The organism is Mycobacterium colombiense, from assembly GCF_001672755.1.
In the GTDB taxonomy this organism is placed as follows: domain Bacteria; phylum Actinomycetota; class Actinomycetes; order Mycobacteriales; family Mycobacteriaceae; genus Mycobacterium; species Mycobacterium colombiense_C.
Genome location: NZ_LZKI01000005.1, coordinates 40,794 through 61,966, shown reverse-complemented (window position 1 = coordinate 61,966; position 21,173 = coordinate 40,794). Strand labels below are relative to the sequence as shown.

22 protein-coding genes, 4 tRNA genes and 1 pseudogene are annotated in these 21,173 nt (G+C 66.3%); 16 read left to right on the top strand and 11 right to left on the bottom strand.

The window, feature by feature from the left end; translation table 11 throughout:
- Nucleotides 1-276 precede the first annotated feature (276 nt).
- The 6 genes from A5708_RS00685 (at nt 277) to A5708_RS00660 (ending at nt 7,593) form a co-directional block, all read left to right on the top strand.
- On the top strand, nt 277-1,791 hold the full coding sequence (locus A5708_RS00685) for a hypothetical protein (protein WP_196772481.1): 1,515 nt from the start codon (nt 277-279) through the stop codon (nt 1,789-1,791).
- Between the two features lie 181 nt (nt 1,792-1,972).
- Nucleotides 1,973-2,497 (top strand): WhiB family transcriptional regulator, encoded by a 525-nt coding sequence (locus A5708_RS00680; RefSeq protein ID WP_065026777.1) that lies wholly within the window; start codon nt 1,973-1,975, stop codon nt 2,495-2,497.
- 13 nt (nt 2,498-2,510) lie between these two features.
- On the top strand, nt 2,511-2,813 hold the full coding sequence (locus A5708_RS00675) for a hypothetical protein (RefSeq protein WP_155765826.1): 303 nt from the start codon (nt 2,511-2,513) through the stop codon (nt 2,811-2,813).
- On the top strand, nt 2,810-3,319 hold the full coding sequence (locus tag A5708_RS00670; RefSeq protein ID WP_065026775.1) for a hypothetical protein: 510 nt from the start codon (nt 2,810-2,812) through the stop codon (nt 3,317-3,319). The genes A5708_RS00675 and A5708_RS00670 overlap by 4 nt, the downstream gene beginning before the upstream one ends.
- Before the next feature lie 178 nt (nt 3,320-3,497).
- Nucleotides 3,498-4,346, top strand: coding sequence for a phage major capsid protein (locus A5708_RS00665; protein ID WP_065026774.1), 849 nt, complete (start codon nt 3,498-3,500; stop codon nt 4,344-4,346).
- 355 nt (nt 4,347-4,701) lie between these two features.
- Nucleotides 4,702-7,593: a hypothetical protein gene (locus A5708_RS00660; RefSeq protein WP_065026773.1), complete on the top strand. Its 2,892-nt coding sequence runs from the start codon at nt 4,702-4,704 to the stop codon at nt 7,591-7,593.
- A gap of 216 nt (nt 7,594-7,809) precedes the next feature.
- Here the strand turns inward: A5708_RS00660 and A5708_RS27750 are convergent, their stop codons facing one another.
- The 5 genes from A5708_RS27750 to A5708_RS00640 form a co-directional block, all read right to left on the bottom strand.
- The gene (locus A5708_RS27750; protein ID WP_269199372.1) at nt 7,810-7,935 is read right to left on the bottom strand and encodes a hypothetical protein; all 126 of its coding nucleotides are present in this window, start codon (nt 7,933-7,935) and stop codon (nt 7,810-7,812) included.
- Between the two features lie 44 nt (nt 7,936-7,979).
- Entirely contained in the window at nt 7,980-8,237 is a 258-nt protein-coding gene (locus tag A5708_RS00655) for a hypothetical protein (RefSeq protein ID WP_065026772.1), read from the bottom strand.
- A 96-nt stretch (nt 8,238-8,333) separates the two neighbouring features.
- Nucleotides 8,334-8,408: transfer RNA gene (locus A5708_RS00650), tRNA-Val, on the bottom strand.
- Nucleotides 8,409-8,423: 15 nt separating this feature from the next.
- Nucleotides 8,424-8,497, bottom strand: a tRNA-Cys gene (locus A5708_RS00645).
- A gap of 28 nt (nt 8,498-8,525) precedes the next feature.
- Nucleotides 8,526-8,598, bottom strand: a tRNA-Gly gene (locus tag A5708_RS00640).
- 181 nt (nt 8,599-8,779) lie between these two features.
- On the opposite strand from A5708_RS00640, the gene A5708_RS00635 reads away from it, so the two are divergent.
- The 5 genes and pseudogenes from A5708_RS00635 to A5708_RS00615 all read left to right on the top strand — a co-directional run bounded on the left by A5708_RS00635 (nt 8,780) and on the right by A5708_RS00615 (nt 10,912).
- Nucleotides 8,780-8,851: transfer RNA gene (locus tag A5708_RS00635), tRNA-Val, on the top strand.
- Nucleotides 8,852-8,957: 106 nt separating this feature from the next.
- On the top strand, nt 8,958-9,194 hold the full coding sequence (locus tag A5708_RS00630) for a hypothetical protein (RefSeq protein WP_065026771.1): 237 nt from the start codon (nt 8,958-8,960) through the stop codon (nt 9,192-9,194).
- 39 nt (nt 9,195-9,233) lie between these two features.
- On the top strand, nt 9,234-9,680 hold the full coding sequence (locus A5708_RS00625) for a hypothetical protein (RefSeq protein ID WP_065026770.1): 447 nt from the start codon (nt 9,234-9,236) through the stop codon (nt 9,678-9,680).
- A 20-nt stretch (nt 9,681-9,700) separates the two neighbouring features.
- Entirely contained in the window at nt 9,701-9,994 is a 294-nt protein-coding gene (locus A5708_RS00620) for a hypothetical protein (protein WP_065026769.1), read from the top strand.
- Between the two features lie 42 nt (nt 9,995-10,036).
- Nucleotides 10,037-10,912 (top strand): annotated as a pseudogene (locus tag A5708_RS00615) (enoyl-CoA hydratase/isomerase family protein).
- 47 nt (nt 10,913-10,959) lie between these two features.
- Here A5708_RS00615 and A5708_RS00610 read toward each other — a convergent pair.
- Both A5708_RS00610 and A5708_RS00605 read right to left on the bottom strand, forming a co-directional pair.
- Nucleotides 10,960-12,519, bottom strand: coding sequence for a long-chain-fatty-acid--CoA ligase (locus tag A5708_RS00610; protein ID WP_065026768.1), 1,560 nt, complete (start codon nt 12,517-12,519; stop codon nt 10,960-10,962).
- A 93-nt stretch (nt 12,520-12,612) separates the two neighbouring features.
- Entirely contained in the window at nt 12,613-13,086 is a 474-nt protein-coding gene (locus tag A5708_RS00605; RefSeq protein WP_081292768.1) for a hypothetical protein, read from the bottom strand.
- Nucleotides 13,087-13,463: 377 nt separating this feature from the next.
- Here A5708_RS00605 and A5708_RS00600 point away from each other — a divergent pair, with 377 nt between their 5' ends.
- The 3 genes from A5708_RS00600 to A5708_RS00590 all read left to right on the top strand — a co-directional run bounded on the left by A5708_RS00600 (nt 13,464) and on the right by A5708_RS00590 (nt 16,066).
- Nucleotides 13,464-14,255, top strand: a complete 792-nt coding sequence (locus tag A5708_RS00600) for an SDR family NAD(P)-dependent oxidoreductase (RefSeq protein WP_065026766.1) — start codon at nt 13,464-13,466, stop codon at nt 14,253-14,255.
- 18 nt (nt 14,256-14,273) lie between these two features.
- Nucleotides 14,274-15,215 carry a catalase family peroxidase gene (locus tag A5708_RS00595; protein ID WP_065026765.1) on the top strand — a complete coding sequence of 314 codons (942 nt, stop codon included), beginning with the start codon at nt 14,274-14,276 and terminating at the stop codon, nt 15,213-15,215.
- 80 nt (nt 15,216-15,295) lie between these two features.
- Nucleotides 15,296-16,066, top strand: coding sequence for a sulfite exporter TauE/SafE family protein (locus A5708_RS00590; protein WP_081292767.1), 771 nt, complete (start codon nt 15,296-15,298; stop codon nt 16,064-16,066).
- A gap of 45 nt (nt 16,067-16,111) precedes the next feature.
- Here the strand turns inward: A5708_RS00590 and A5708_RS00585 are convergent, their stop codons facing one another.
- Both A5708_RS00585 and A5708_RS00580 read right to left on the bottom strand, forming a co-directional pair.
- The gene (locus A5708_RS00585; protein ID WP_065026763.1) at nt 16,112-17,197 is read right to left on the bottom strand and encodes a glutamate--cysteine ligase; all 1,086 of its coding nucleotides are present in this window, start codon (nt 17,195-17,197) and stop codon (nt 16,112-16,114) included.
- 22 nt (nt 17,198-17,219) lie between these two features.
- Nucleotides 17,220-17,657: an anti-sigma factor antagonist gene (locus A5708_RS00580; RefSeq protein WP_065026762.1), complete on the bottom strand. Its 438-nt coding sequence runs from the start codon at nt 17,655-17,657 to the stop codon at nt 17,220-17,222.
- 155 nt (nt 17,658-17,812) lie between these two features.
- On the opposite strand from A5708_RS00580, the gene A5708_RS00575 reads away from it, so the two are divergent.
- Nucleotides 17,813-18,430 (top strand): TetR/AcrR family transcriptional regulator, encoded by a 618-nt coding sequence (locus tag A5708_RS00575; protein ID WP_065026761.1) that lies wholly within the window; start codon nt 17,813-17,815, stop codon nt 18,428-18,430.
- On the opposite strand, the gene A5708_RS00570 is transcribed toward A5708_RS00575, so the two are convergent.
- Together A5708_RS00570 and A5708_RS00565 are read right to left on the bottom strand one after the other, a co-directional pair.
- Nucleotides 18,431-19,096, bottom strand: a complete 666-nt coding sequence (locus A5708_RS00570) for a DedA family protein (RefSeq protein ID WP_065026760.1) — start codon at nt 19,094-19,096, stop codon at nt 18,431-18,433.
- A 36-nt stretch (nt 19,097-19,132) separates the two neighbouring features.
- Nucleotides 19,133-19,942 (bottom strand): SGNH/GDSL hydrolase family protein, encoded by an 810-nt coding sequence (locus A5708_RS00565; RefSeq protein ID WP_065026759.1) that lies wholly within the window; start codon nt 19,940-19,942, stop codon nt 19,133-19,135.
- A 119-nt stretch (nt 19,943-20,061) separates the two neighbouring features.
- On the opposite strand from A5708_RS00565, the gene A5708_RS00560 reads away from it, so the two are divergent.
- Entirely contained in the window at nt 20,062-21,144 is a 1,083-nt protein-coding gene (locus tag A5708_RS00560; protein WP_065026758.1) for a permease, read from the top strand.
- Nucleotides 21,145-21,173 lie beyond the last annotated feature (29 nt).

Genomic DNA, 21,173 nt, shown 5'->3' with positions numbered 1-21,173 from the left:
CAGTGACGAGACGGCCTCCAAAGTACCCGATTCCACTAGTGTAGCACCGCGCAGGTTCATATCGGATGCACGCCGACGTGAGTGCCGCCAGCCAAACCCCTTGGGCCGCGGCGCCGTTGAGCCGGCAGTGACGGATGAGCGGTACACAGCAGATGAGCGATGGCAGGCGAACTTCGAGCGCATGGCGATGCGCGCCGCCCGTGAGCCCGAGTTCTATTCGATCGCAGGCGAAAGCATTCAGCACCGCGCCGACGCGATTCGGGCGGGGTGGTCCTGATGGCCGACGTTATGGCAGCGCTTCAGCGCACCGAAAGGGCACCTAGACCGGCACCGAGTGAACCGATCAGCGTCGACGACCTGTACGAGCGCCGAGTTCGCGCGCAGATCGAAAGCATGTGCCGGACACACGCGGCGACAACAACCGCGCGCAATCCGCAGCTCTTCGGTTGTCTCCGTGGTGCTTTCAACCTGGCCAAGCCATGTCCGGGCATCTCGGAGGAGTGGGTTATAGGCATGTTCGAACAGGCCCATATCGAGAACGGCAGCATGCGCGACAACGGCCGACGCAAGTTCGAACAGACGGTGCAGAACGCGAAGAATGCATCGGTAATCGATCCGCCGGAACCCCTAGAGGACCGCCCGAATCTCGCAGCCGTCATGCCGGATAACACCACATTCGACCCGAATGCAGATGCTGCCGATGATGCCCGCAACACTGCGCCGCAGTACACCGATGTTGCGGCATACCTGGCGGGTGGAATGCCTGAGCCGCCTAAACCATCAGTGCTGCACCGCATCGATGACGTCGGCATCTTCTATCTCGCCAAGCGAAATGACTTGTATGGCGACCCAGAGGACGGCAAGACGATGGTGCTTCTCGCGGCTGCAGTCGGCGCGATCGACCACGGAGGATGCGTCCTCTTCATCGACCTCGACAACAACGGCCCGGCTGAAACCGTGGCCCGCATGCTCATGCTCGGCGTCGATCCCGCAGTGTTGGCCGACCCCAACAGGTTCCGTCACATCGAGCCCGCCGACAGCGACGAGGTTCTTCGTGTGGTCGCGGACTGCGCGGGCTGGGCCACGTTCGCCGGGATCGACTGCGTAGGTGAGCTGATGCCGTTGTTTCGGGCCAGCTCGGATTCCGCCGACGATTACACCAGAGTCATGCAGGCCGTGTCCGCACCACTCGAGCGCGGCGGCGCCGCCGTCATCCTGCTCGACCATCAGGCCAAAGGTACGGACTCTCGGAAGTACGGAGCAGGCGGCACTATGGCGAAACGCCGTGCCGTCAGCGGTGTGTCGATCAATCTGGTTCGCAAACGGTCATTCGTGCCCGGGCAAGGTGGCATGGCCGAGCTCTGGGTCAACAAGGACCGGCCTGGTGGTTTGCGCGCGCACTGCCAAAAGAGCGAAGGCCGCCGGCAGTTCGCTGGCACCTTCATCCTCGACCCACCAAACCCCGGCACCGGTGTCGCGTCATGGCGAGTCACGCCCGACCATGCCGATGCGGCTGCCACCACGTTCGATGCACAAGCAGAGCGCTACCTCGATGTCGCCCGCGAGATAGACGGACCGTTTACGGCATCCGATCTCGCTGCCGGGGTCCATGGCGAGGTTCCGCCGACGGATGCACAGCGTGAAACAGCTCGCCGCAACATCGACAGACTGGTCGAATCCGGCCGGTTGAGGGTGGTCGATCCAGGTGGCCGCGGACGTGGCCGTAGCGCGACATGGACTGTCTCACCGGAGGTCCCAGAAAATCACGCAGAAAATCACGCGGGGGTCTGAGGGTGAAAAATCACGCAGAAAATCACGAAAATCACGCGGGGGACAAAACCGCTGATCAGAAAATCACGGAAAATCACGAAAATCCTCAGACGCCTCTATTCCAGAAAAATCACGCGCGCGACGACCCCTTTAGGGGTCGGTGCGTGATTTTACGGAAGAGGTCACCTGTAGGAGGCAACCGATGAGCGCCTGGGATGACATGGTGAGCGAGATCGGTGATGTCCCACAGCTGGACGGCGCCGCATGCAAGGGGCAGCCAGCGATCTTCGATCTGGACCGCGACAGTGAACCCACCGCGATCGAGGCGGCACAGGCCGTCTGCAACAGCTGCCCAGCACTGATCCGCTGCAGGGCATGGCTGCGCGAGACGTCCAAGCACCGACGCCCAAGCGGCGTGGTCGCTGGCCGCCTCCTGGCCCCGCCGCTATTGGCTGCGGAGAAACCCGCACCAGCGCAGCGCCGAGTGCAGCCGCGACCGGCAGCGCCGATGATCGATGATCGATCCGCCGACTGGTTGGCTCAGTATCTCGCTGGCGGAACCATCCCCGCAGCCGACGTCAAGCGAGCCGCCAAGGCTGCAGGCTTCGGAATCAACACCCTCCACCGCGCCGCTAGCCGACTCGACGTACTCCGTGTGCGTATCGGGCAGCGCGAGCTCGCGTGGAGGCTCCCGGAAACGTCGTGCCGTCTGGCACGCGCACAGTGAAAGGTGAATGCAAGTGACAAACCCCTACATCTCCGATAGACGAGAGTTCTACCCCGACTATCCGATCGATGATCTCGAGGCGGTGGTCGACGCCGCTCGCCGCAATCGGCCGCCGAAGGACATCACCCGCGACTCGAGCGAGTCACTGCCATCGATCCCGACAGGGCCGGCGACGGTGGAATTCGCTGAGTACTTATTCGAGGCGCAGGACAAGGATCGCGTGGTACCGATCTGCGCTACCACCGTCAAACACCAGGCGTGGATCGCGCCCGCTATCACCAAGGAAACCCTCGCCAAGAGAATGGAAAACCGATGAGCGACACCGCAACCGACACCACCGACGCCACGATCGACGCTGGCGCAGCCGAAGCCGACGCCGCGGCAGATGACAACACCGAAGCCGAAACGGAAGCTCAGGACGCACCTGAGGCTGACACCGACGACGGCAAGCCCAACGGGCGTGAGGCTCGTTACCGCAAGCGTGCGCAAGAAGCCGAGGCGACGATTGCTGCACGGGATGCCGCCATTGCTGAACAGGCTGCCACCATCGAGCGACTCCAACGTGGACAGCTTGAGACCGCCATCACCGCAGCAGGGGTGAAGCCCGCTGCCGTCTTCGCGGTGGCCGAGCTGAAGGACCTTCTCACCGAGGACGGCATGCCAGACGAAGCAAAGATCACCGCTGCCGTGAAAGCGGCACGTGATCAGCTCGGCATCACGCGGCCGACTTTGCATCGCCAGACCGGAATGCGGTCGGGCGCAGGCTATTCGCCACCCAAGAAGGATGGCTGGGTGGATGCATTTCGACGCAAAGACGACTGATGTGTCTCGACTACCGGATACACTGATGGAAGCGGCTGGGGATTCCATGCGGGCGTCCCCACCGCACCAAGGCAAGCGCCGTATGGCGCGCCACGGTCTTCGACCCTGTATAGGGCGGCCGCGAAGTAACTCCCACTGAAACTTTCGCATGGCTGCTGCGAACCTATAAGGAGTCGAAATGACTACTCTCACAACCACTACCGCCGAATACGGCTGGCGTCCTGATGAGGTCTCGTTCGCGGCCGAAGATGTCGTCCCCGCCGCGCTCGTACTGCAGACCAGCACCGTCGCCGGTGACGTGGACGGCGACGAGCCTTCGCTGCACGTTCCGTTCATCGTCGACGCCGGTGAGACCGGCACGGGCGCCGTTTACAAGGCGGAAGGCGCTGCGCTCGCCGACGAGGAACCCGACTTGGACGAGGTTCTGGTGCACACCAAGAAGCTGACGCGACTGGCGACGGTCTCGAGCGAGCAGTTCCGCAAGGAACCGACCGCGGCGCAGATTTCGCGATCGTTCGCGCGAGACCTGGTGCGCAAGGCCGACTTCGATTACTTCGGCTCTGCGTCCAACCCCACCGGACTGCTGCATGCAACCGGGATCACTCATGCTCCCGAGCCGGTGGCCGGCTCGCTGGATGTCCTGATCGACCTGCTGGCCGAGCTCGAGGTCAAGGGCGCCGAACCGTCGGCGATCGTCCTGGACCCGAAGAGCTGGGCGACGCTGCGCAAGTTCAAGACAGGCACCGACTACAACAGCACTCTGCTCGGTGCCGGCACGGAAGACGCACAAGCCCGTCTGCTGAGCCTGCCGGTCAAGCGCAGTCGCTTTCTTCCGGCCAACACTGGCATGGTGATCGACCGAGCGCAGATCGCCAGTGCCGTTGGGCCGGTACGTGTTGCGCAGTCTGAGCACGCCGCGTTCTCGTCGGACAGCATCGTGATCCGTGCGACGTGGCGATTCGGCTGGAATCTCGTTCGTCCTGAGCGAATCGGTCAGTTCACCGTCGCCGACGAGGCTGGCAGCTAAGAGACTTCACCCCGAACCTGGTCGACGCGTGTTATTCACCTTTCCGCGCACCAGGTTCGGGGTGAACCCAAACATTTGCTGAGTGGAACGCATGAGTATGCGTGCAAGATGCATGGACTCATCCGAAATCCGAACAACTGAGCGGAGCATCCGAACAGATGCGCGGACATGGGTGGGGGGTGACCCCCTGAGCTGCGGCGACCCCCACGGCCGGACTTAGCGCCTGACAGTGTGTGCAGATTCCCAACTTTCGAGACCCGCACGCACGTTCGGATAGACCCGCACCAACGTTCGGGCTGGACGCATATTCATGCGTCGCCTGGATCAACCCGAAAGTTTGCTAGGAGGCTCTGAGATGAGCGACGGAGTGAAACTGGCATCAGGCTACGTCGAGCTGACGGTCAAGAAGGCCGGCAACGCGATGAAGGAGATCACCGCTGAGATAACCGGTGTCGCCAAGCAAGCCGAGAAGACCGGTCAACAGGCCGGGGACGCCATCGCCAAAGGTGTCAGCAAGGGCGCTACCCAAGCTGGCAAAACGATCAGCGACGCGATCTCCACAGGAGCGGAGAAAGCGGGCAAGGACGCCGGCAAGAAGGCCGGTGACGCGCTCGAGAAGGGTGTAACCGACGGCGCCAAGAAGGCGGGAAAGTCCGTCGGCGACGAGCTCGACAAGAGCATCGGCGAATCAGCGAAGCGAACCGGGAAGAAGGCCGGCGATTCGATTGGCGGTCTGATCGTTGACTCAGTGCGCCAAGGCGCCAAGGACGCTGGCATCGATCTCGACAAGGAGCTCACAAAAGCGGCTGGCCGCGCTGGTGCCGCCATCGGTAACGCCATCGGTGATAGTCCGGTCGGCACCTGGTTGCGCGACATGACCGACCACATCGCGCCAGCAGTGGATGGCATCCGCAGCATCGGTGACGCGATCACCGGTATCAAGAACAAGGACGCCGCGGGCACGATCAACGGCGTGGCCGACGCGTTGCAGTCGATTGGGCAGACCGGCGCGGCGAGCACGGTGCAGGACATCGCCACTCGCGCTGGCGCTGCCCAGCAGAATTTCAGCGCCCTAAGAGATGCCATCTCAGGCGGCGCTAGCGTTCTTCAAACCTTTGCCGGGAACGCAGATGGTGCAAGAGGCAAGCTCGGCTCACTCGCAGAGGCCGCAACAGCAGCGGCCGGACCCATCGGACTCGCTATCGCGGGGATGAGTGAGATTCAACGGCTTTCCAAAGAAGGCAATGAAAAGTACTTCGGCGGTCAGCGTGTGCTCCCGCAGGACGGGATCGTTGGAACCCCTTGGTGGTTTCTCAACCGTGCTGATGCAGCGATGAACGGTAAGGGTTTGTCGGCGTTCAATCCGTTTGACAGCAGCCCTGATACGCCCGGGCATGGACTGCCAGGTGGGGCGCCCACAGCACCGCCGCCGCCAGCCCCGCGGCCAGCGCCGGTCACAGCGCCCGCGACGGATTACAGCTGGCTCCCGAAGCGCGCGAAGGGTGGAGTTACTCCGGCGGGCATGATTTTCGGCCCCGGCACCGGCACATCGGATTCGATCATCGGTATCGGAGCTGACGGCGTTCCCACTGCACGGGTGTCCACCGGCGAGGGCGTCGTCAAGAAGTCGGCCATGGACCGCGGCGGCGCCGCAATTGTCGCTGCGCTCAATGGCGGCATGAGACTCCCTGGCTACGACGACGGCACGAACAACGTTGGCGGGGCACCGATTCCAATGCCCCAGATCAAGGTGCCGGAAGCGACTGGCGGCAAGGCTGGCACCTTCAATCAGTGGCTGTCCGCTCAGCAGGGCAAGGCGTACCAGTACGGCACGCTGTACGACTGCTCGGGCTTCATGTCGCAGATTTACAATCAGCTCACCGGCAAGCAGATGCCGCGCTTCAACACCGAAAGTGACCTGGCCGCATACGGATTCGTCCGCGGCAGCAAGCCTGGCACCTTCCAGCTCGGCATCCACCACGGCGGCGGCGGCCCCAATAGCCACATGGCCGGCACACTCCCGGACGGCCGCGCGGTCGAATCCGGCGGCAACGGTGTGCAAATCGGCAAGGGCGCGCACGGCGCGTTCGACCCGCAGTTCGAGGACCACTGGTTTCTGCCCGGAAGCGAAGCCATGGGCGGCGCGCAAGGTGGCGCGCAGGACCGCATGGCTGCCCTGCTCGGCATGGGTGACATGTCCGCTGACCCCGCATCACCCGGCGCTGCAGGACAACCCGGCGGCGCAGCTGGCCGCACACAGGGTTACATCCCTGCCGGCGCCGGCGGCGGCGGCCAGGCCGGCACCAGCCTCTGGTCCGGCGCGATGCAGATGGGCGCGTCGGCGGTCAACGGTTTGATCGAGCAGGCCGCTTCGGCTGCATCGACCGCGATCTCGGCAGCTGCAACAGCCGGCAGCTTCGGCGCCGGGGGTCAAGCTGGCGGAGCGGCATCGCAATTCCTGATCGGTATCGGCACCAAAATGGCCGAGCGCGGTGTGCAGTACGGCTTCCAGATGGCCGGTATCGGCGGTGATGCACTGGCGGAGATTATGCTGCCGTTCGGTGTGCCGCGGTTCTTCCAGACCGACCCATCGCAGTTCATGCCGCAACTGCCGGGCCAGGCCGCGGCGGTTACGACGGGCGAGAAGGCACAGGATGCTCAAGCCGGTGTACAAGCTCCGTCGCCGGGTGGCCCGGTGCAGCCTGGGCAGTTGCCGGGTCAGCAGCCCGTCGGCCCGAGTGTCCCGATAGCAACGGAGGGCACCGGGAACTTCACGCCAGCACCGACTCCGATACAGGGTCTCGGTGGTCCGCAAGCGCAAGGCCCTTCCGTGCCCACGCCGACACCAGGCGCGCCCGTACAGGGGCCGCAGCCTGTGCAGCCCAAGCCATCACAGACACCACCGCCAGGAACGCAGCCGTTGCAGCCGACCGATCTGGCGGGGTTGCTCGGACTCGCCCACGGCGGTGTTGTCGGTGTCTATGACAATGGCGGCATCCTGCCGTCCGGCGGCATCGCGATCAACAAGAGCAAGCGCCCCGAGCCGATCCTGAGCAGCGAGCAGTGGGGTGATGTGCATGCGCTCGCCAGCCATGCCGTCGCGCCACCTGACCCGACTGTCGGTGGCTTCGCGCCGAATTACAGCGTGAACATCGACAGCGTTACGGTCAAGGATGTCAACGAGCTACAGCGCGAGATCGATTCGCGTCAGCGGCTCCAGATGATGCGGCATGCGGGGCGGCCGTGAGTAGCGTCTGCAGCGCTGGCCATCCATTACGCGGAACGAATCGGTACGTGCACACCGACGAGTTCGGCAGGCGCATCCTCTATTGCAGAAAGTGCTTGCGCGAGATGATGTTGCCGAAGCTGCCTTGGCGCCGCAGGCCGTGGGTGGTGTGAAAAGAGGACCGCCCCAAACCGAAGTGGCTGGGGCGGTCCTTATTCAATGGAGACTAGCGCTGGCTCATCGTCGCTTCTCTCCAAGGTAGATGCCACCCAGGATGGCGCCGATGACCAGCATGGTCGTGACGGCACAGATCAGCCCCGCGAGTGGGTTGATCAACCCCCCGAACAGATACGCGGCACCCATCACTGCGACCGCAGCTAACAATCGCTCCGGCCATCCCATCCGGCTCACAACGCACGTCCTGCCGGGTGGCGGTCCATCGCCTGGCGTCGTTGCGCATCGTCGAGTGCATGGGCGGCGCGGCATATCGCAATGCCCAGGTTCATCAGATCGAGAGCGTTGCCGCACGAGGCGAGGTCAAGTCCGGCTCGGTCCACGAACACGTCATAGCGAACACCGCGCTCGACTTCATGGCGTTGCAGGATGGCCCGGTATCGGCCGACCTTGAAGGTTTCGACGTCGACGGTTTGGTGGTTGATGGTCACTCATGTCTCCTCGGGTGGTTGCCAACCGAGTAGTTCACAAGTAGTTCACGCCGCCTGGTTCGAGGCTTGAAAACCGCTCCTGACCTGCAATAACTCTGGTGCGCGATACTGGGATTGAACCAGTGACCTCTTCCGTGTCAGGGAAGCGCTCTCCCGCTGAGCTAATCGCGCCGGGAAACCAAAAGCTGGAGGTGGAGACGGGAATCGAACCCGTGTGCACGGCTTTGCAGGCCGTTGCCTCACCACTCGGCCACTCCACCGTTGGGGTCCACGCCACTTGCACCTTCGAGCGGATGACGGGATTCGAACCCGCGACCCTCACCTTGGCAAGGTGATGCGCTACCAACTGCGCTACATCCGCGCGCCTCGGACGAGATCGTCGCCCGGTGCGAAGCACGACGATAGTCCACGTGAGCGGGCACATACAAATTTCTTGGTACGAGCCGTGTCTAGGCTATCGCGACGACGTGCCACACGATGCGGCCGGTATTGTCGGGGGCTGGCGCGTGCTAGTCTTCGACGTCGTTCGCCGTCTCGGCGCCGGTCCCGTGGCTCAGTGGGAGAGCGTCCGCTTCACACGCGGAAGGTCGCTGGTTCGATCCCAGCCGGGACCACAAGTAGCAATCCAGGTCAATGAATGGTTGACCGCGCCGCCCTCTTCCGTGGCGCGCCGCCGACTTCTCACGCTGCGGCCCGCCGGCTCCCGTCGTAGCCTGAATCATGTTGACCGTCGTCTCCCGGATCCTCCTTCCTGCGCTGGTTACCGGACTCATTGCGGCGCTGATTTCGGCGAGCAACGCCTCGCCGGTCGTCCCGGCGGCGTGCAACAAGATCACCGCCAGATGGTCGTCGGTGTGGATTTTCATGCCGGACTGCCCGCCGTCGGCCGCTCCGCGGCCGGCACCGTCCTCGCCGGCCCAGGCGCCCAACCCGGCGGCTCCGGAACCGCCCCACTAAACGGCGGCGCCCTTGCCGGATGGCGCTCACTAAGCCACCATGAACTGCATGAGTAAGGTGACCCTAACTACGGAGCTGCCGATCCCGGTCGAGACGGCCTCCGCCCTGGCGCGCAAGCCAGAGCTGATGAAGCACGTCCTCAGTCCGGTGCTGCGGGCTTACCGCCTCGAGGTCCCCGAGCGCATCGAGGTCGGCACTCAGGGGTCGGCGCGTCTCTGGTGGTTCGGCGTGATCCCGGGTTGGACGCATCACCTCACCATCAAGCGGCTCGACCCGACCGAGATCTACACCAACGAGCACGGCGGACCCGTCCACACCTGGAATCACCGCCTGACGTTCGAACCCATCGACGACGGCAGCTGCCGCTACACCGACGAGATCGAGACCGACGATGGCCTGCACGGGCTGCTGACCCGTGCCTTTGTCCGGGTTATGTTCCGGCATCGTCATCGACGATGGCGCAAGCTCGCGCAGATCCTGCACTGACGGCGAGGGGACGGTGAACCATGGTCGGCAACCAGGAGGGCGTCGGCATGCTCAAACTCGAATGCCCGCAAAGCCATCCCGTCGGCCGCATCCTCAAGGACGCCCCGCATCAGGCCGTGCAGTTCGACCCCGGCGCCCAGGTCGGGCCGCGCCGGTTCTGGCCGGACGAGGACGAACAGCCGAACTTCACCACGCGCTGCAGGTTCTGCGATAAGCCGGTGGGGGACACCACGTCCACCCTGCAAACCAAGCTCGCCTCGGTGCTGGCCGATGCGTCCGCGACGGCCGAGACGACGACGCTGCCTTACGTGTAGGCGCCCGGCACCGCGGATACCGTAAGAGCTACAGTAGCGGCGTTGCGGCGCGACGTACCCGCGGCGACGCTGATCCGAGAGGAGTCCCGTGGCGCAGGCACCGCAGAACAGTCCCCGTCCGCCCGAAGGTGATTGGCTGGGCACGCCATACCTGCGCTTCGAGCGTCAGGCCCGATCGCGGTTTGCACCATCGATCGGCCGGAGGCGCGCAACGCCCTGAGCCCCGCGATGTACTTCGGGATCCGTTATGCGGTGGGACGTCTCAACGAGGACAAGGACCTGGCCGGGCTGGTGCTCACCGGGACCGGCGACGTCTTCGCCCCCGGTGGCGACATGGGCGGCGGGGGAGGCGAGGACAACTGGATCACCTTCGGTTCCGCGCTGGGCATGGATGTGACGCCGTTCGACGCGGTGCGCACCTCGGGCAAGCCGATCGTGTCCGCGGTCAACGGGTTATGTCAGGGCGGCGGCTTCCAGATCGCGCTGTGCAGCGACCTGTCGGTGGTGAGCGATCGGGCGACCTTCCGGGTGCCCGAGCTGTTCCGCGGCTACGCCGACACCTACTACAGCCAGATGCTCACCCGCGTCATCGGGCCGGTGCGCACCCGCGACCTGATGTTCACCGGACGTGTGCTCACCGCGGTCGAGGCCCTCGACTGGGGCCTGGTCACCCGCGTGGTGCCACACGAGGGCCTGCTGGACGCGGCGAAAGACGTTCTCGCGCAATGCTGTCGAACTGCCCCACGCGCCCGCGGCGTCATCAAATCGAGCATCGACAACTACCTGGGCCTCTATGACCGCATCGGCATGACCGCCAGCCTGTCCGACGCCGAGGCCATCGAGGGCTTCCGCTCGTTCAAGGAACGCCGCTCACCCGACTGGGTGCACCCGGAGTTGCGCGTCGAGGGACGACTGTAGCGCGGTCCTGATCGCACCGTCGCGCCGCGCCGCATCGACGCGAGCGCTCATATCCCGCGCGCCCGGTCGCGCCAAAACGGTTCGCGCAGCTGAGTTTTCAGGATCTTTCCGCTGGCGTTGCGGGGGAGTTCCGCCACGAAGTCGACCGTGCGCGGACATTTGAAACCGGCCAGGTGCCGTCGGCAGAACTCGATGATGTCTTTCGCGTCGACCTCGCCGTCGGCCACCACGATCGCCTTGACGGATTCGCCCCAGAAGTCGTCGGGCACGCCGATCACCGCCGCATCCTCCACGGCGGGATACTCGATGAGCACGCTTTCCACCTCGGGGCCGTACACGTTTTCGCCGCCGGTGATGATCATGTCCTTGATGCGGTCTTCGATGTAGACGTAGTCGTCGGCGTCCAGGCGCCCGATGTCCCCGGTGCGCACCCAGTCGTCGGCGGTGATCGTCTCGGCCGTCGCGTCCGGACGGTTGAGGTACCCGGTCATGTTCTGGTTGCTGCGCACCCACACCTCGCCGGATACCCCGGGCGGCAACGGGTTTCCGGTCTCGGGGTCGACGACACGAATCTCGCAGCCCAGCACCGCCTTTCCTGCCGCAAGCTGCAGCTCGGGCCGCGCGGCATCGCGGTGATCGTCGTCGGACAGCGCGGTGACCGCGCCGCACAATTCCGTCTGCCCGTACACCTGCACGAATTTCGTGTCGGGCCACGTGGCCAGCGCCCGGTGCAGCAAGGGCAGCGGCATCGGTGCGGCGCCGTAGACGATGTAGCGCAAGCCGGCGATCGCGGCGGTCGCCGCCTCACCCGCATCCAGGAACCGGGCGATCACCGGTGGGACGAAGAACGCGTGGGTGGCCCCCGCGCGCACCGCGCCGATCAACGTCGCGGCGTCGGGCTCGCGCGTCATGAACGTCGGTGCCCCGGAACGGATTCCGAACAAGGCGTAGCCGATCCCGCCGACATGAAACAACGGCATGGCGACCAGATTCGCGTCGCCGTCGGCGAAGGGAAACGCCGGAGCCAGGTTCGACGCGTGATTGACCAGCGCGCGCTGGCTCAGCAGCACGCCCTTGGGCCGTCCGGTGGTGCCCGAGCTGTAGATCACCAGCGCGGTCTCGTTCTCGTCGACGCTGGGGTCGGGCTGCGTCGGCGCCGCCGCAGCGAGCAGCGATTCGTACTCGCCGCCGATCTCGATGATGCGTCGCACGCCCGGCGCCCGCGCGGCTGCCGCCTCGGCGACGGCGCGCAGCTCGGTGCCGACCAGCAGTACGCGGGCGCCGCTGTCGGCCAGGACGTGCACGAGTTCGTCGCCGATCACCCGCCAATTGACCACGGTGGTGACCACGCCGATGGAGGCGCCCGCGATGAGCACTTCGAGGCAGGCGGGGTGATTCTTGTCCAGGACGGCCACGCACTGGCCCCGCTCGACGCCGGCCTCGCGCAGCGCGCCGGCGGTGCGACGAATACGTGAGCTCCACTCCGCCCAGGACCATCCGCGCTCGCCGAAGCGGATGGCGATCGCGTCGGGCCGCTGCTGTGCATGTCGTTCCACGATGCCGGCGAGCGTCTCCGCCGTGCTGGTCGTCGTGTCGGCTGGTGGCATGGACCCCTCCGCGTTCGATTTCTTCACGTCGTTAATACGCGGTCGGTCGCGCACACGCCACGCCGACCCTGGCCGGCGCAGGTTGCCAGCGCCTCACTCCATGGAGCCGATCATCATTCCGCCGTCGCCGGCGGCCTGGGTGGTCGCGCTGCTGTCCTGTCGGAAGTCGATGAACGCCGATCGGCCGTTCGAGGTGTTCAGCAGCTCGGTGAACGTGCCGATCACGGGAATTCTGTCCTGCGCGTTCACCACGGTCGCGGTGTAGTTGACGGAGGCTTGCTGCTGGAAGTTGGCACTGGGCAGCGGCTTGGTGTCGGGGGGGTTCAGGCGGTTCACATCGGTCAAGATGGCCGAGGCGCCGCTGGTGAATTGGTCGATGTCGGCCCGCAGCAGCCCGGCGGCATCCGCGCCGCCCGCGGGCTTGACCGTGATCCGCAGCTGCGCGCTGGTGTCGGCGTTGTTCAGCGCCACCCAGTTCGGGCCGCGGTGTCCGACCGTCCAGCCGGGCGCGGGGGTGACCGAGACGCCCTGCGCGATGGCGATCGCGTCGGCGGACGCCAGCGTCATCGCGGCGGTGCGCTCGGTCCGGTTGGCGGAGCAGGCCAGGACGATCACGGCGATCAGGGCGGCCGCGCTGATCGCCGCGACGCGCCATCCGGTTCGACGGGGAGGCAGCTGAGGCTGAGTTGCTGACATCGTTGTTCCTAACGCCGTCGGGCGCTGCGAATTCGCCCGTGGGCATATCGTCCTCCAGTGGCGGCGGCGATGTCCAAGAATGGGTATTTCATAGCGTGATACAACCCACCTATGAATGCGTCGGATGGCTTTGTAAAGCCCACGGCGCGAACCCATTTGACACCAAATACGGTATTCGCGAACTGACTGCGGGGCGGTGTGTCACCATGACTGGGCCGAGCGGCCCGACGATCAGATAAGGATCCGACATGGTGAACCCCGAGCGCGCCCGTTCCCGCACCTTCGTCGTGACCGGCGCCGCGTCGGGAATCGGGCTGGCCACCGCGCGGCGGCTCTTGGCCGAGGGCGGCACCGTGGTCGGCGCCGACCTGGCCGCCCCGCCCGACGACTTGGGCCCGCAGTTCACTTTCGTGTCCGCCGACGTGACCGACGAAGCCGCGATCGCCGCGGTGCTGGCCGCGGTGCCGGGCCGCCTCGACGGCCTCTTCCACGCCGCCGGTGTCGCCGGCGGAGGTCCGGTGCACCTGCTCGACCGCGCCGAATGGGACCGGGTGATCGGCATCAACCTCACCGGCACCTTCCTGGTGGCCAAGGCGGCCCTGGCCACGATGATCGAACAACCCCGGGCCGACGGAGAGCGGGGCTCGATCGTGACGGTCGCCAGCGTCGAGGGCCTCGAGGGCACCGCGGGCGGCAGCTCCTACAACGCGGCCAAGGGCGGCGTCGTGCTGCTCACCAAGAACATCGCGCTCGACTACGGGCCCAGCGGCATCCGGGCCAACGTCATCTGCCCCGGCTTCATCGAAACGCCCATGGCGCACAGCGTCTTCAGCATCCCCGGGATGGAGGGCCCGCTGGCCTCCATCACCAAGGAACACGCCCTGCAGCGGCTGGGGCGGCCCGAAGAGGTCGCCGCCATGGCCGCCTTCCTGCTGTCTCCCGACGCCTCGTTCGTCAGCGGCCAGGCCCTCGCCGTCGACGGCGGCTACACCGCCGGTCGCGATCACGGTGTCGTCGAACTCTTCGGCTTTCCCAGGTGATCCGACTAAGATTCGTCCATGAGCGGTGGACTTACCCCTGACCAGGCGATCGAGGCGATCCGGGGCACCGGGGGAGCACAGCCCGGCTGTCGCGCATTGCACGCCAAAGGCACCCTGTATCGGGGCACGTTCACGGCCACCCCCGACGCGCTCATGCTCTCGCGCGCACAGCATCTCGACGGCTCGACCGTTCCGGCGCTGATTCGCTTCTCGAACGGATCGGGCAACCCCAGGCAACGCGACGGCGCGTCCGGTGTGCGGGGGATGGCGGTGAAGTTCACCCTGCCCGACGGCTCCACCACCGATGTCTCGACGCAGACCGCCCGACTGTTCGTCTCCAGCACGCCGGACGGCTTCATCGATCTGCTCAAGGCGATGCGGCCCGGCCTCACCACACCGCTGCGCCTGGCCAGACACCTGCTCTTCCATCCGGGGCTGCTCGGCGCGCTGCCCATCCTGCGCGAGGCGAACCGCGTCCCGGCCAGCTACGCCACCACCGAATACCACGGCCTGCACGCCTTTCGCTGGATCGCTGCCGACGGCAGCGCCAGATTCGTTCGCTACCATCTGGTTCCGACCGCACCCGAGGAATACCTGTCGGGATCGGATGCCGGCGGCAAGGATCCGGACTTCCTCACCGACGAGCTGAAGCAACGGCTGGACGACGGGCCGGTGCGGTTCGACTTCCGGGTGCAGATCGCCGGGCCCACCGACTCGACGGTGGACCCGTCGGCGGCCTGGCAGAGCACGCAGATCGTCACCGTCGGCACGCTGACGGTCACCGGCCTGGACACCGAACGCGAGCACGGCGGCGATATCGTGGTATTCGACCCGATGCGCGTCACCGATGGCATCGAGCCTTCCGACGATCCGGTGCTGCACTTTCGGACTCTGGCGTATTCCGCCTCGGTCAAGCTGCGGACCGGCGTGGAACGCGGCGCCGAGGCCCCGCCCGCCTGACCGGCGGTGCCAGAGACGATTGTCACGTCGCGCCGAAATCGGCGGCAGGCTAAGGTTTTTCTTCGGTGTCGCCGTTTCAGATGTTTCTCATATGCCTGGCCGGGCTGGGTGCCGGCGCGATCAACGCGCTGGTCGGGTCCGGCACCCTGATCACGTTCCCGACTCTGGTGGCGCTGGGCTATCCGCCGGTGACGGCCACCATGTCGAACGCGACGGGTCTGGTCGCCGGCAGTGTGTCGGGCACCTGGGGCTATCGCGCCGAGTTGGGCGGCCAGTGGGAGCGGCTGCGGTGGCAGCTCCCGGCATCGCTGGCCGGTGCGGTGGTGGGTGCCTATCTGCTGCTGCACCTGCCCGAAAAGGTGTTTGCCGAGATCGTGCCCGTGCTGCTGGTGCTGGCGCTGGTGCTGGTGGTGATCGGGCCGCGAATCCAGGCGTGGACGGCCCGGCGCGCGGAGGAGGCGGGACGCTCACCCGAGCACGTCAGCCCGCGCCGGATGGCCACGCTGGTGTTCGGCACCTTCGCCGTCGGCGTCTACGGCGGCTATTTCACCGCGGCGCAAGGTATTCTGCTGGTCGGCCTGATGGGTGCGCTGTTGCCGGAGTCGGTGCAGCGGATGAACGCGGCCAAGAACCTGTTGGCGCTTGTGGTGAATGTGGTTGCCGCCGTTGCCTATACATCGGTCGCGTTCGACCGGATCAGCTGGCCGGCCGCCGGCCTGATCGCTGCGGGGTCACTGGTCGGGGGGCTGCTCGGGGCGCGTTACGGGCGCCGGCTGTCGGGTGGCGCGCTGCGCGCGATCATCGTGGTCGTGGGTTTGATCGGCCTGTATCGCCTGCTCGCTGTGGCCTGACGAGAGTCTGGGTACGGCAACGGGATTGACCGCGTCGGGCGCGCCTCAACTCAGCGTGGCCGCGGCGGCTTCGGCGATGACATCCATCACCTCGCCGCGTTTGCGCCACGCCCGCAACTGACGCATCGCCCCGTTGCCGTCGGTGATGACACGGTCGAGTTCGTGGCGGACGCGGTCGTATTCGCCCAGCGACTCCAGCGCGGGGCGCACCCGCTGCACGAGCGCCCCCAATTGCTCACCCGCCGGCACCGCGCCGCGGCCGTGGATCAAATCCAGTGTGCGGCCGGATAACCCATCGTGTGCGGCCTTCCAGTACGCCGCGCGCAGCGCACCGGGCGGTAGCCGCCCGACGTCATCGGGCGAGTCGAGCGCGGTCATCACCGCCGCCCGGATCAGGGTGGCGAGCAGAACGGTCTCGGTGACGGTGGCCGGCACGTCGGCCACCCGGACCTCGACCGTCGGGAAGTCCGCGGAAGGGCGTACATCCCAATAGATCATGTCCTTGTCCAGGATCACCCCGGTATCGACCAACCGGCGCACCGCGTCGTCGTACTCGTCGGGCGAGGTGAAGAACGGCGGCGCCCCGGCGGCGGGCCAGCGCCGCCACAGCACGCTGCGCCAGCTCGCGTGGCCGCTGTCCGCGTTGCGGTACACGCGCGAATTCGCCGACAGCGCAAGCAAAGACGGCAGCCACGGCCGCAGCCAATTGCTGACGTGGATGGCCGCGGCGCGATCGGGCACCTGCACATGCACGTGGCATCCGCAGATGCCCTGTTCGTGGGCGATCATCCCGAACTCTTCGCCGATCCTGCGGTAGCGCGGGGTGTCGGTGACCGGAAACTCGTGCGGTGTGGTCGGCGGAAGCCCGCAGGCCAGCAGTTGGACGCCGGTGGACTCGGCGGCCTGCGCCGCGGTGCGCCGCAGCCGGCTCAGCTCCTCGCCCAGCTCGGCGCTGGTGGAAGCCACCTGCGAGGTGGTTTCCACCTGACAACTGCTCAATTCGAGCTGCAGCTCGACGCCGTGCCGCTCGGCTGCCGCGGCCACCGCGGCGTTGTGCGGGGCGGGCGCGCCGGTCTGCGGATCGACGACGAGGAATTCTTCCTCGGCACCAAAGGTGGGATGGTCACCCATGAGCCGATGACGGCCCGAGGGTCTACCAGCGAGCCGCCGCGGACAGCGCGGAGTCGACGGTGGGGTAGATCGGCAACACGCTGCCGAGACCGCACGCGTCGACGATGCGCTCGACGATCGGCTCGCAGCTCACCAGGCGCAGGTCGATGTCGCGCTCGCGGCAGCGCTTGGCCTCTTCGGCCAGCACCGCGAACGCGCAGCAGCCCATGAAGTCGAGCCCGGTGACGTCGACGACGAAGAAGCCGGGCGCGGTGACGCCGCTGGCCGCCTCGCGCACCAGGTGGCGCCAGGTGTCCTCGTTACAGGCGTCGATCTCGCCCCCGGCATAGATCACCACCGACGGGCCGCTGCGATCCGCTGTCGCCCGCAGCGTGGAGTTGGGGTCGCCGAGCTCGTAGACAAGTTTGGTGCTCAACGTCAGATGACTGGTCGGCATCGCCTCAACAATGGCGGAATTCATGGTGGACCCCCTGATCGACAAGCGCCTTGAGGCGCCCCGATGGATGCCCGTCCTAATGTCTGAAGACAGACTGTTCGCGGATGCGAATCTCTTTTGTATAACGAGACAGGGCGGTCTGTCTACCGGCGGAGGCCTAAGAGTACGTTAAGTCCTGTATGACAACTCCGGATGTCGGAGCACCCACCGCGTCGCCTCGCGAACGCGTACTGACCGCCGCATATGACCTGTTCAGCCGGCGTGGTATCCGCGCAGTGGGCACCGACGAGGTGATCGCACGGGCCGGTGTCGCCAGGGCGACGCTGTACCGCCATTTCGCGACCAAGAATGACCTGGTGCTGGCCGTGCTGGCGCGCCGCGAGGAGCTCTGGACCCGCGGCTTGATCGAGGAGCAGTCGCGCCAGCGCGGCAACACCCCCGAGGAACAGTTGCTGGCGATCTTCGACGTCATGCACGACTGGTTTCAGCTCAGCGACCGCTACGAGGGTTGTTCGTTCATCAACGTGCTGCTCGAGGTGGGACCCGATCACCCGGCCGGTCGGGCCTGCATCACCCACATCGACCACGTTCGCGACATCGTGCGCCGCCGCGCCGTTGCCGCCGGTTTGACCGACGTCGAGGAATTCGCCTCGTCCTGGCACATTTTGATGAAGGGCGCGATCGTTCTGGCCGCCGTCGGGGACCTGGATGCCGCACTGCGCGCCCGCAAGATGGCCCGGTTTCTGATTGATGAACACCGGCCGCCGATGACCGCGGACACGGGCGAGGCCGTTTAGTCAGACGGTGTCGGAGGCGGTGGTGCCGGCCTTGCGGTAATGCTCGGCCTCCAATTCCGCGATCATCCGGGATGTGCGTTCCCGCAACAGGATTGCGGCGGTCAGCCCGGCCACGACGGCGATCACCAAGCCGATCCAGGAGAACCGTTCCAGCCAGCGCTCGGCGGCGATGCCGGCGAAATACACCAATGCGGTCGTGCCGCCCGCCCAGCAGACGGCGCCCGACACGTTGGCCGCCAGGAACCGCGGGTAGTGCATCTTCAGCGCCCCCGCCAGCGGGCCGGCCAAAATTCGCAGCAGCGCGATGAAGCGGCCCAGGAAAACGGCGCGAACACCCCAGCGGTTGAACAACTTCTCGGCAAGCGCGACGTGGCCTGGCCCGAAATGTTTCGGGAACCGCCGGCCGAGGCGGTCGAAAAGCGGCATGCCGAACCGGCGGCCGATCGCGTAGCCGATCGAATCGCCGATCACCGCGCCCAGCACCGCGGCGACGCCGACCCCGACCGGATTGACGGCCAGGTCATGGTGCGACGACATCAGCGCCGCCGTGACCAGCACGATCTCACCCGGCAGGGGGATGCCCAGGCTCTCGATCCCGACCACACCGCCGACCACCAGGTAGACCGCGAGCGGCGGAATCGAGTGCAGCAAGGACTCCAGATGCATGCGTCAAGGATGCCTGACCGGCCACGGGTCCGTGCCTTAAGGTGTGCGCTTGAATTCGCTCAGGGTGTCCAGCGCCTCCAGTTGCGGCCGTTTGGGTTCGCGTCCGTCGTACGACGACAGGCCGCGCAGCCGCCGCCAGATCCACGGGAAGAAGCTCTCCTGCGTCCAGCGCAGCTGCTCGAACGTGCCCGCCGCGAAGGAACGCTGCGTGGGGGTGAGGCCGCCGCACGCCCAATCATGGCTGCTGTCAGGCAAATTGAGCGCCTCGGCGGCCGCGGCGGCGAACAGCATGTGGCCCTTGGTGGACGCGTGCACCCGATCGATGGCCCAGGTGTCCAACTCGCGCATCGACGGCGCGTTGTACAGGTCGACGAGCCGGAACCCATAGCGGTGGGCAGCCGCGGTGATGGCCCCGTTGATCCGGGCGAGCCGCCCCGCCACCAGCCGGCCCAGCGGCAGGAACTGGGCGACGTTCGGGAAGGTCGTCGTCACCACGGTCGCGCCCGAATCGGCCAGTGCGGCGTAGATGTGCTCGAGGTCGGCCAGGGCGGGGGCGAATGATCGCCCGGGCTGAATCACGTCGTTCATGCCGGCGCAGACGGTGATCAGGTCGGGCCGCATCGCCAACGCCTGCGGAAGCTGCTCGGTGAGCACGTGGCCGATCCGTTTTCCGCGTATCGCGAGGTTGGCGTATTGCAGGCCGGGGTACAGCGAATCGACCATCACCGCGAGCCGGTCGGCGAATCCGAGCAGGCCGATGGTGTCGTCGCCGTCCCACAGGCCCTCGGTCTGGCTGTCACCGATGGCCACGTAACGGCGGTATCCAGCGTGAATAGCCCCGCTCACGATGCCGAGAATAATAGCTATCCTCCAATCCGGACCATGTGAAACGCAGCATCGTCCCGCCGTGGCCGCGGACCACCCCGGGCGCGCCTGGGACCGGCTTTGGTCTAGCGTCATGGACCATGGCGAAGCCATTGCCGGTCAAGGCATTTGGGACGTTGCAACGGGTGGATGTCGCATCAGGTGTTGTGGCCGCATCGGCCGTGTTCGCGACCGGACTGCTCTGGGCCAAATGGATGCCCTATGTGAGCAAGGCCGTGAGCGCCGGGCGGAGCCATCATTGGTCCGGCCGCAACATCTTGACCGTGGGTTCGGTACACGCCGGCGACAGCCCTTCGTGGCATGCCGCCGCGACGTTCTTCCACGCATACTGGTCATCGATCTGGCCGGCCCTGCTGGTGGCATTGCTGATCAGCGCGTCGGTGCAGGCATTGCTGCCGCGCTCATGGCTGCCGCGAGCCATGAACCGCCGCCATCCGATCTCAAGCGGGCTTGCCGGCGGGGTCGCCGGCATGCCGTCGATGATGTGCACGTGCTGCGCCGCACCGGTGGCCGTGACCTTGCGGCGCAACGGCGTCACATCGCCCGCTGCCGTCGCGTACTGGCTGGGCAACCCGTTGCTGAATCCCGCGGTGATCGTCTTCCTGTGCTTCGTCGCCCCCTGGCAGTGGACGCTGACCAGAGTGGTTGTCGGTCTCGCCACGGTGCTCGCGGTCGCGGCGGCGGTGGCGCTGGTTACTCCCGCGGACGGCAGTGCGCCGCCGGTGACCGCGGCGATCGATGCGCCCGAGCCGGTGGGGAAGGGGCGCCGGTTCGGGCGAGCGCTGCTGGGCCTGTGCGTGGTCTTGTTGCCGGAATACGCAATCCTGGTGCTCCTGGTCGGCGCGTGTCGCGGCTGGCTGCTCACACTCGCTCAGCCGGTGCACCATGACCTGCTGCAGGGCCTCGTCATGGTCGTACTCGCCGCGATCGTCGGCACTCTCCTCGTCATTCCGACGGCGGGCGAAATCCCGGTTCTACAGAGCCTGGCGTTGCTCGGGGCCTCGTCGGGAATGCTCGGTGCGCTCTTGATCACCCTTCCCGCCGTCAGCATCCCGGGTGCGGCGATGGTCGCCCGCAGCTTCGGCTGGAAGGCCATCGCGGCCAGCACGTGCGTCGTGATGGCCGCAGGACTACTCGGCGCGATCATGCTGAGCCTGCTCTAACCGAGGCAATTTTCCGCGGCGCCGCGAGT

Excerpts from the sequence above, each read along its gene's own strand:
- A5708_RS00685 (WP_196772481.1), top strand. The coding sequence starts at position 277 with ATGGCCGACGTTATGGCAGCGCTTCAGCGCACCGAAAGGGCACCTAGA.
- A5708_RS00680 (WP_065026777.1), top strand. The coding sequence starts at position 1,973 with ATGAGCGCCTGGGATGACATGGTGAGCGAGATCGGTGATGTCCCACAG.
- A5708_RS00670 (WP_065026775.1), top strand. The coding sequence starts at position 2,810 with ATGAGCGACACCGCAACCGACACCACCGACGCCACGATCGACGCTGGC.
- A5708_RS00665 (WP_065026774.1), top strand. The coding sequence starts at position 3,498 with ATGACTACTCTCACAACCACTACCGCCGAATACGGCTGGCGTCCTGAT.
- A5708_RS00660 (WP_065026773.1), top strand. The coding sequence starts at position 4,702 with ATGAGCGACGGAGTGAAACTGGCATCAGGCTACGTCGAGCTGACGGTC.
- A5708_RS27750 (WP_269199372.1), bottom strand. The coding sequence starts at position 7,935 with ATGGGTGCCGCGTATCTGTTCGGGGGGTTGATCAACCCACTCGCGGGG.
- A5708_RS00630 (WP_065026771.1), top strand. The coding sequence starts at position 8,958 with ATGTTGACCGTCGTCTCCCGGATCCTCCTTCCTGCGCTGGTTACCGGA.
- A5708_RS00625 (WP_065026770.1), top strand. The coding sequence starts at position 9,234 with ATGAACTGCATGAGTAAGGTGACCCTAACTACGGAGCTGCCGATCCCG.
- A5708_RS00620 (WP_065026769.1), top strand. The coding sequence starts at position 9,701 with ATGGTCGGCAACCAGGAGGGCGTCGGCATGCTCAAACTCGAATGCCCG.
- A5708_RS00610 (WP_065026768.1), bottom strand. The coding sequence starts at position 12,519 with ATGCCACCAGCCGACACGACGACCAGCACGGCGGAGACGCTCGCCGGC.
- A5708_RS00605 (WP_081292768.1), bottom strand. The coding sequence starts at position 13,086 with ATGACGCTGGCGTCCGCCGACGCGATCGCCATCGCGCAGGGCGTCTCG.
- A5708_RS00600 (WP_065026766.1), top strand. The coding sequence starts at position 13,464 with ATGGTGAACCCCGAGCGCGCCCGTTCCCGCACCTTCGTCGTGACCGGC.
- A5708_RS00595 (WP_065026765.1), top strand. The coding sequence starts at position 14,274 with ATGAGCGGTGGACTTACCCCTGACCAGGCGATCGAGGCGATCCGGGGC.
- A5708_RS00590 (WP_081292767.1), top strand. The coding sequence starts at position 15,296 with ATGTTTCTCATATGCCTGGCCGGGCTGGGTGCCGGCGCGATCAACGCG.
- A5708_RS00585 (WP_065026763.1), bottom strand. The coding sequence starts at position 17,197 with ATGGGTGACCATCCCACCTTTGGTGCCGAGGAAGAATTCCTCGTCGTC.
- A5708_RS00580 (WP_065026762.1), bottom strand. The coding sequence starts at position 17,657 with ATGAATTCCGCCATTGTTGAGGCGATGCCGACCAGTCATCTGACGTTG.
- A5708_RS00575 (WP_065026761.1), top strand. The coding sequence starts at position 17,813 with ATGACAACTCCGGATGTCGGAGCACCCACCGCGTCGCCTCGCGAACGC.
- A5708_RS00570 (WP_065026760.1), bottom strand. The coding sequence starts at position 19,096 with ATGCATCTGGAGTCCTTGCTGCACTCGATTCCGCCGCTCGCGGTCTAC.
- A5708_RS00560 (WP_065026758.1), top strand. The coding sequence starts at position 20,062 with ATGGCGAAGCCATTGCCGGTCAAGGCATTTGGGACGTTGCAACGGGTG.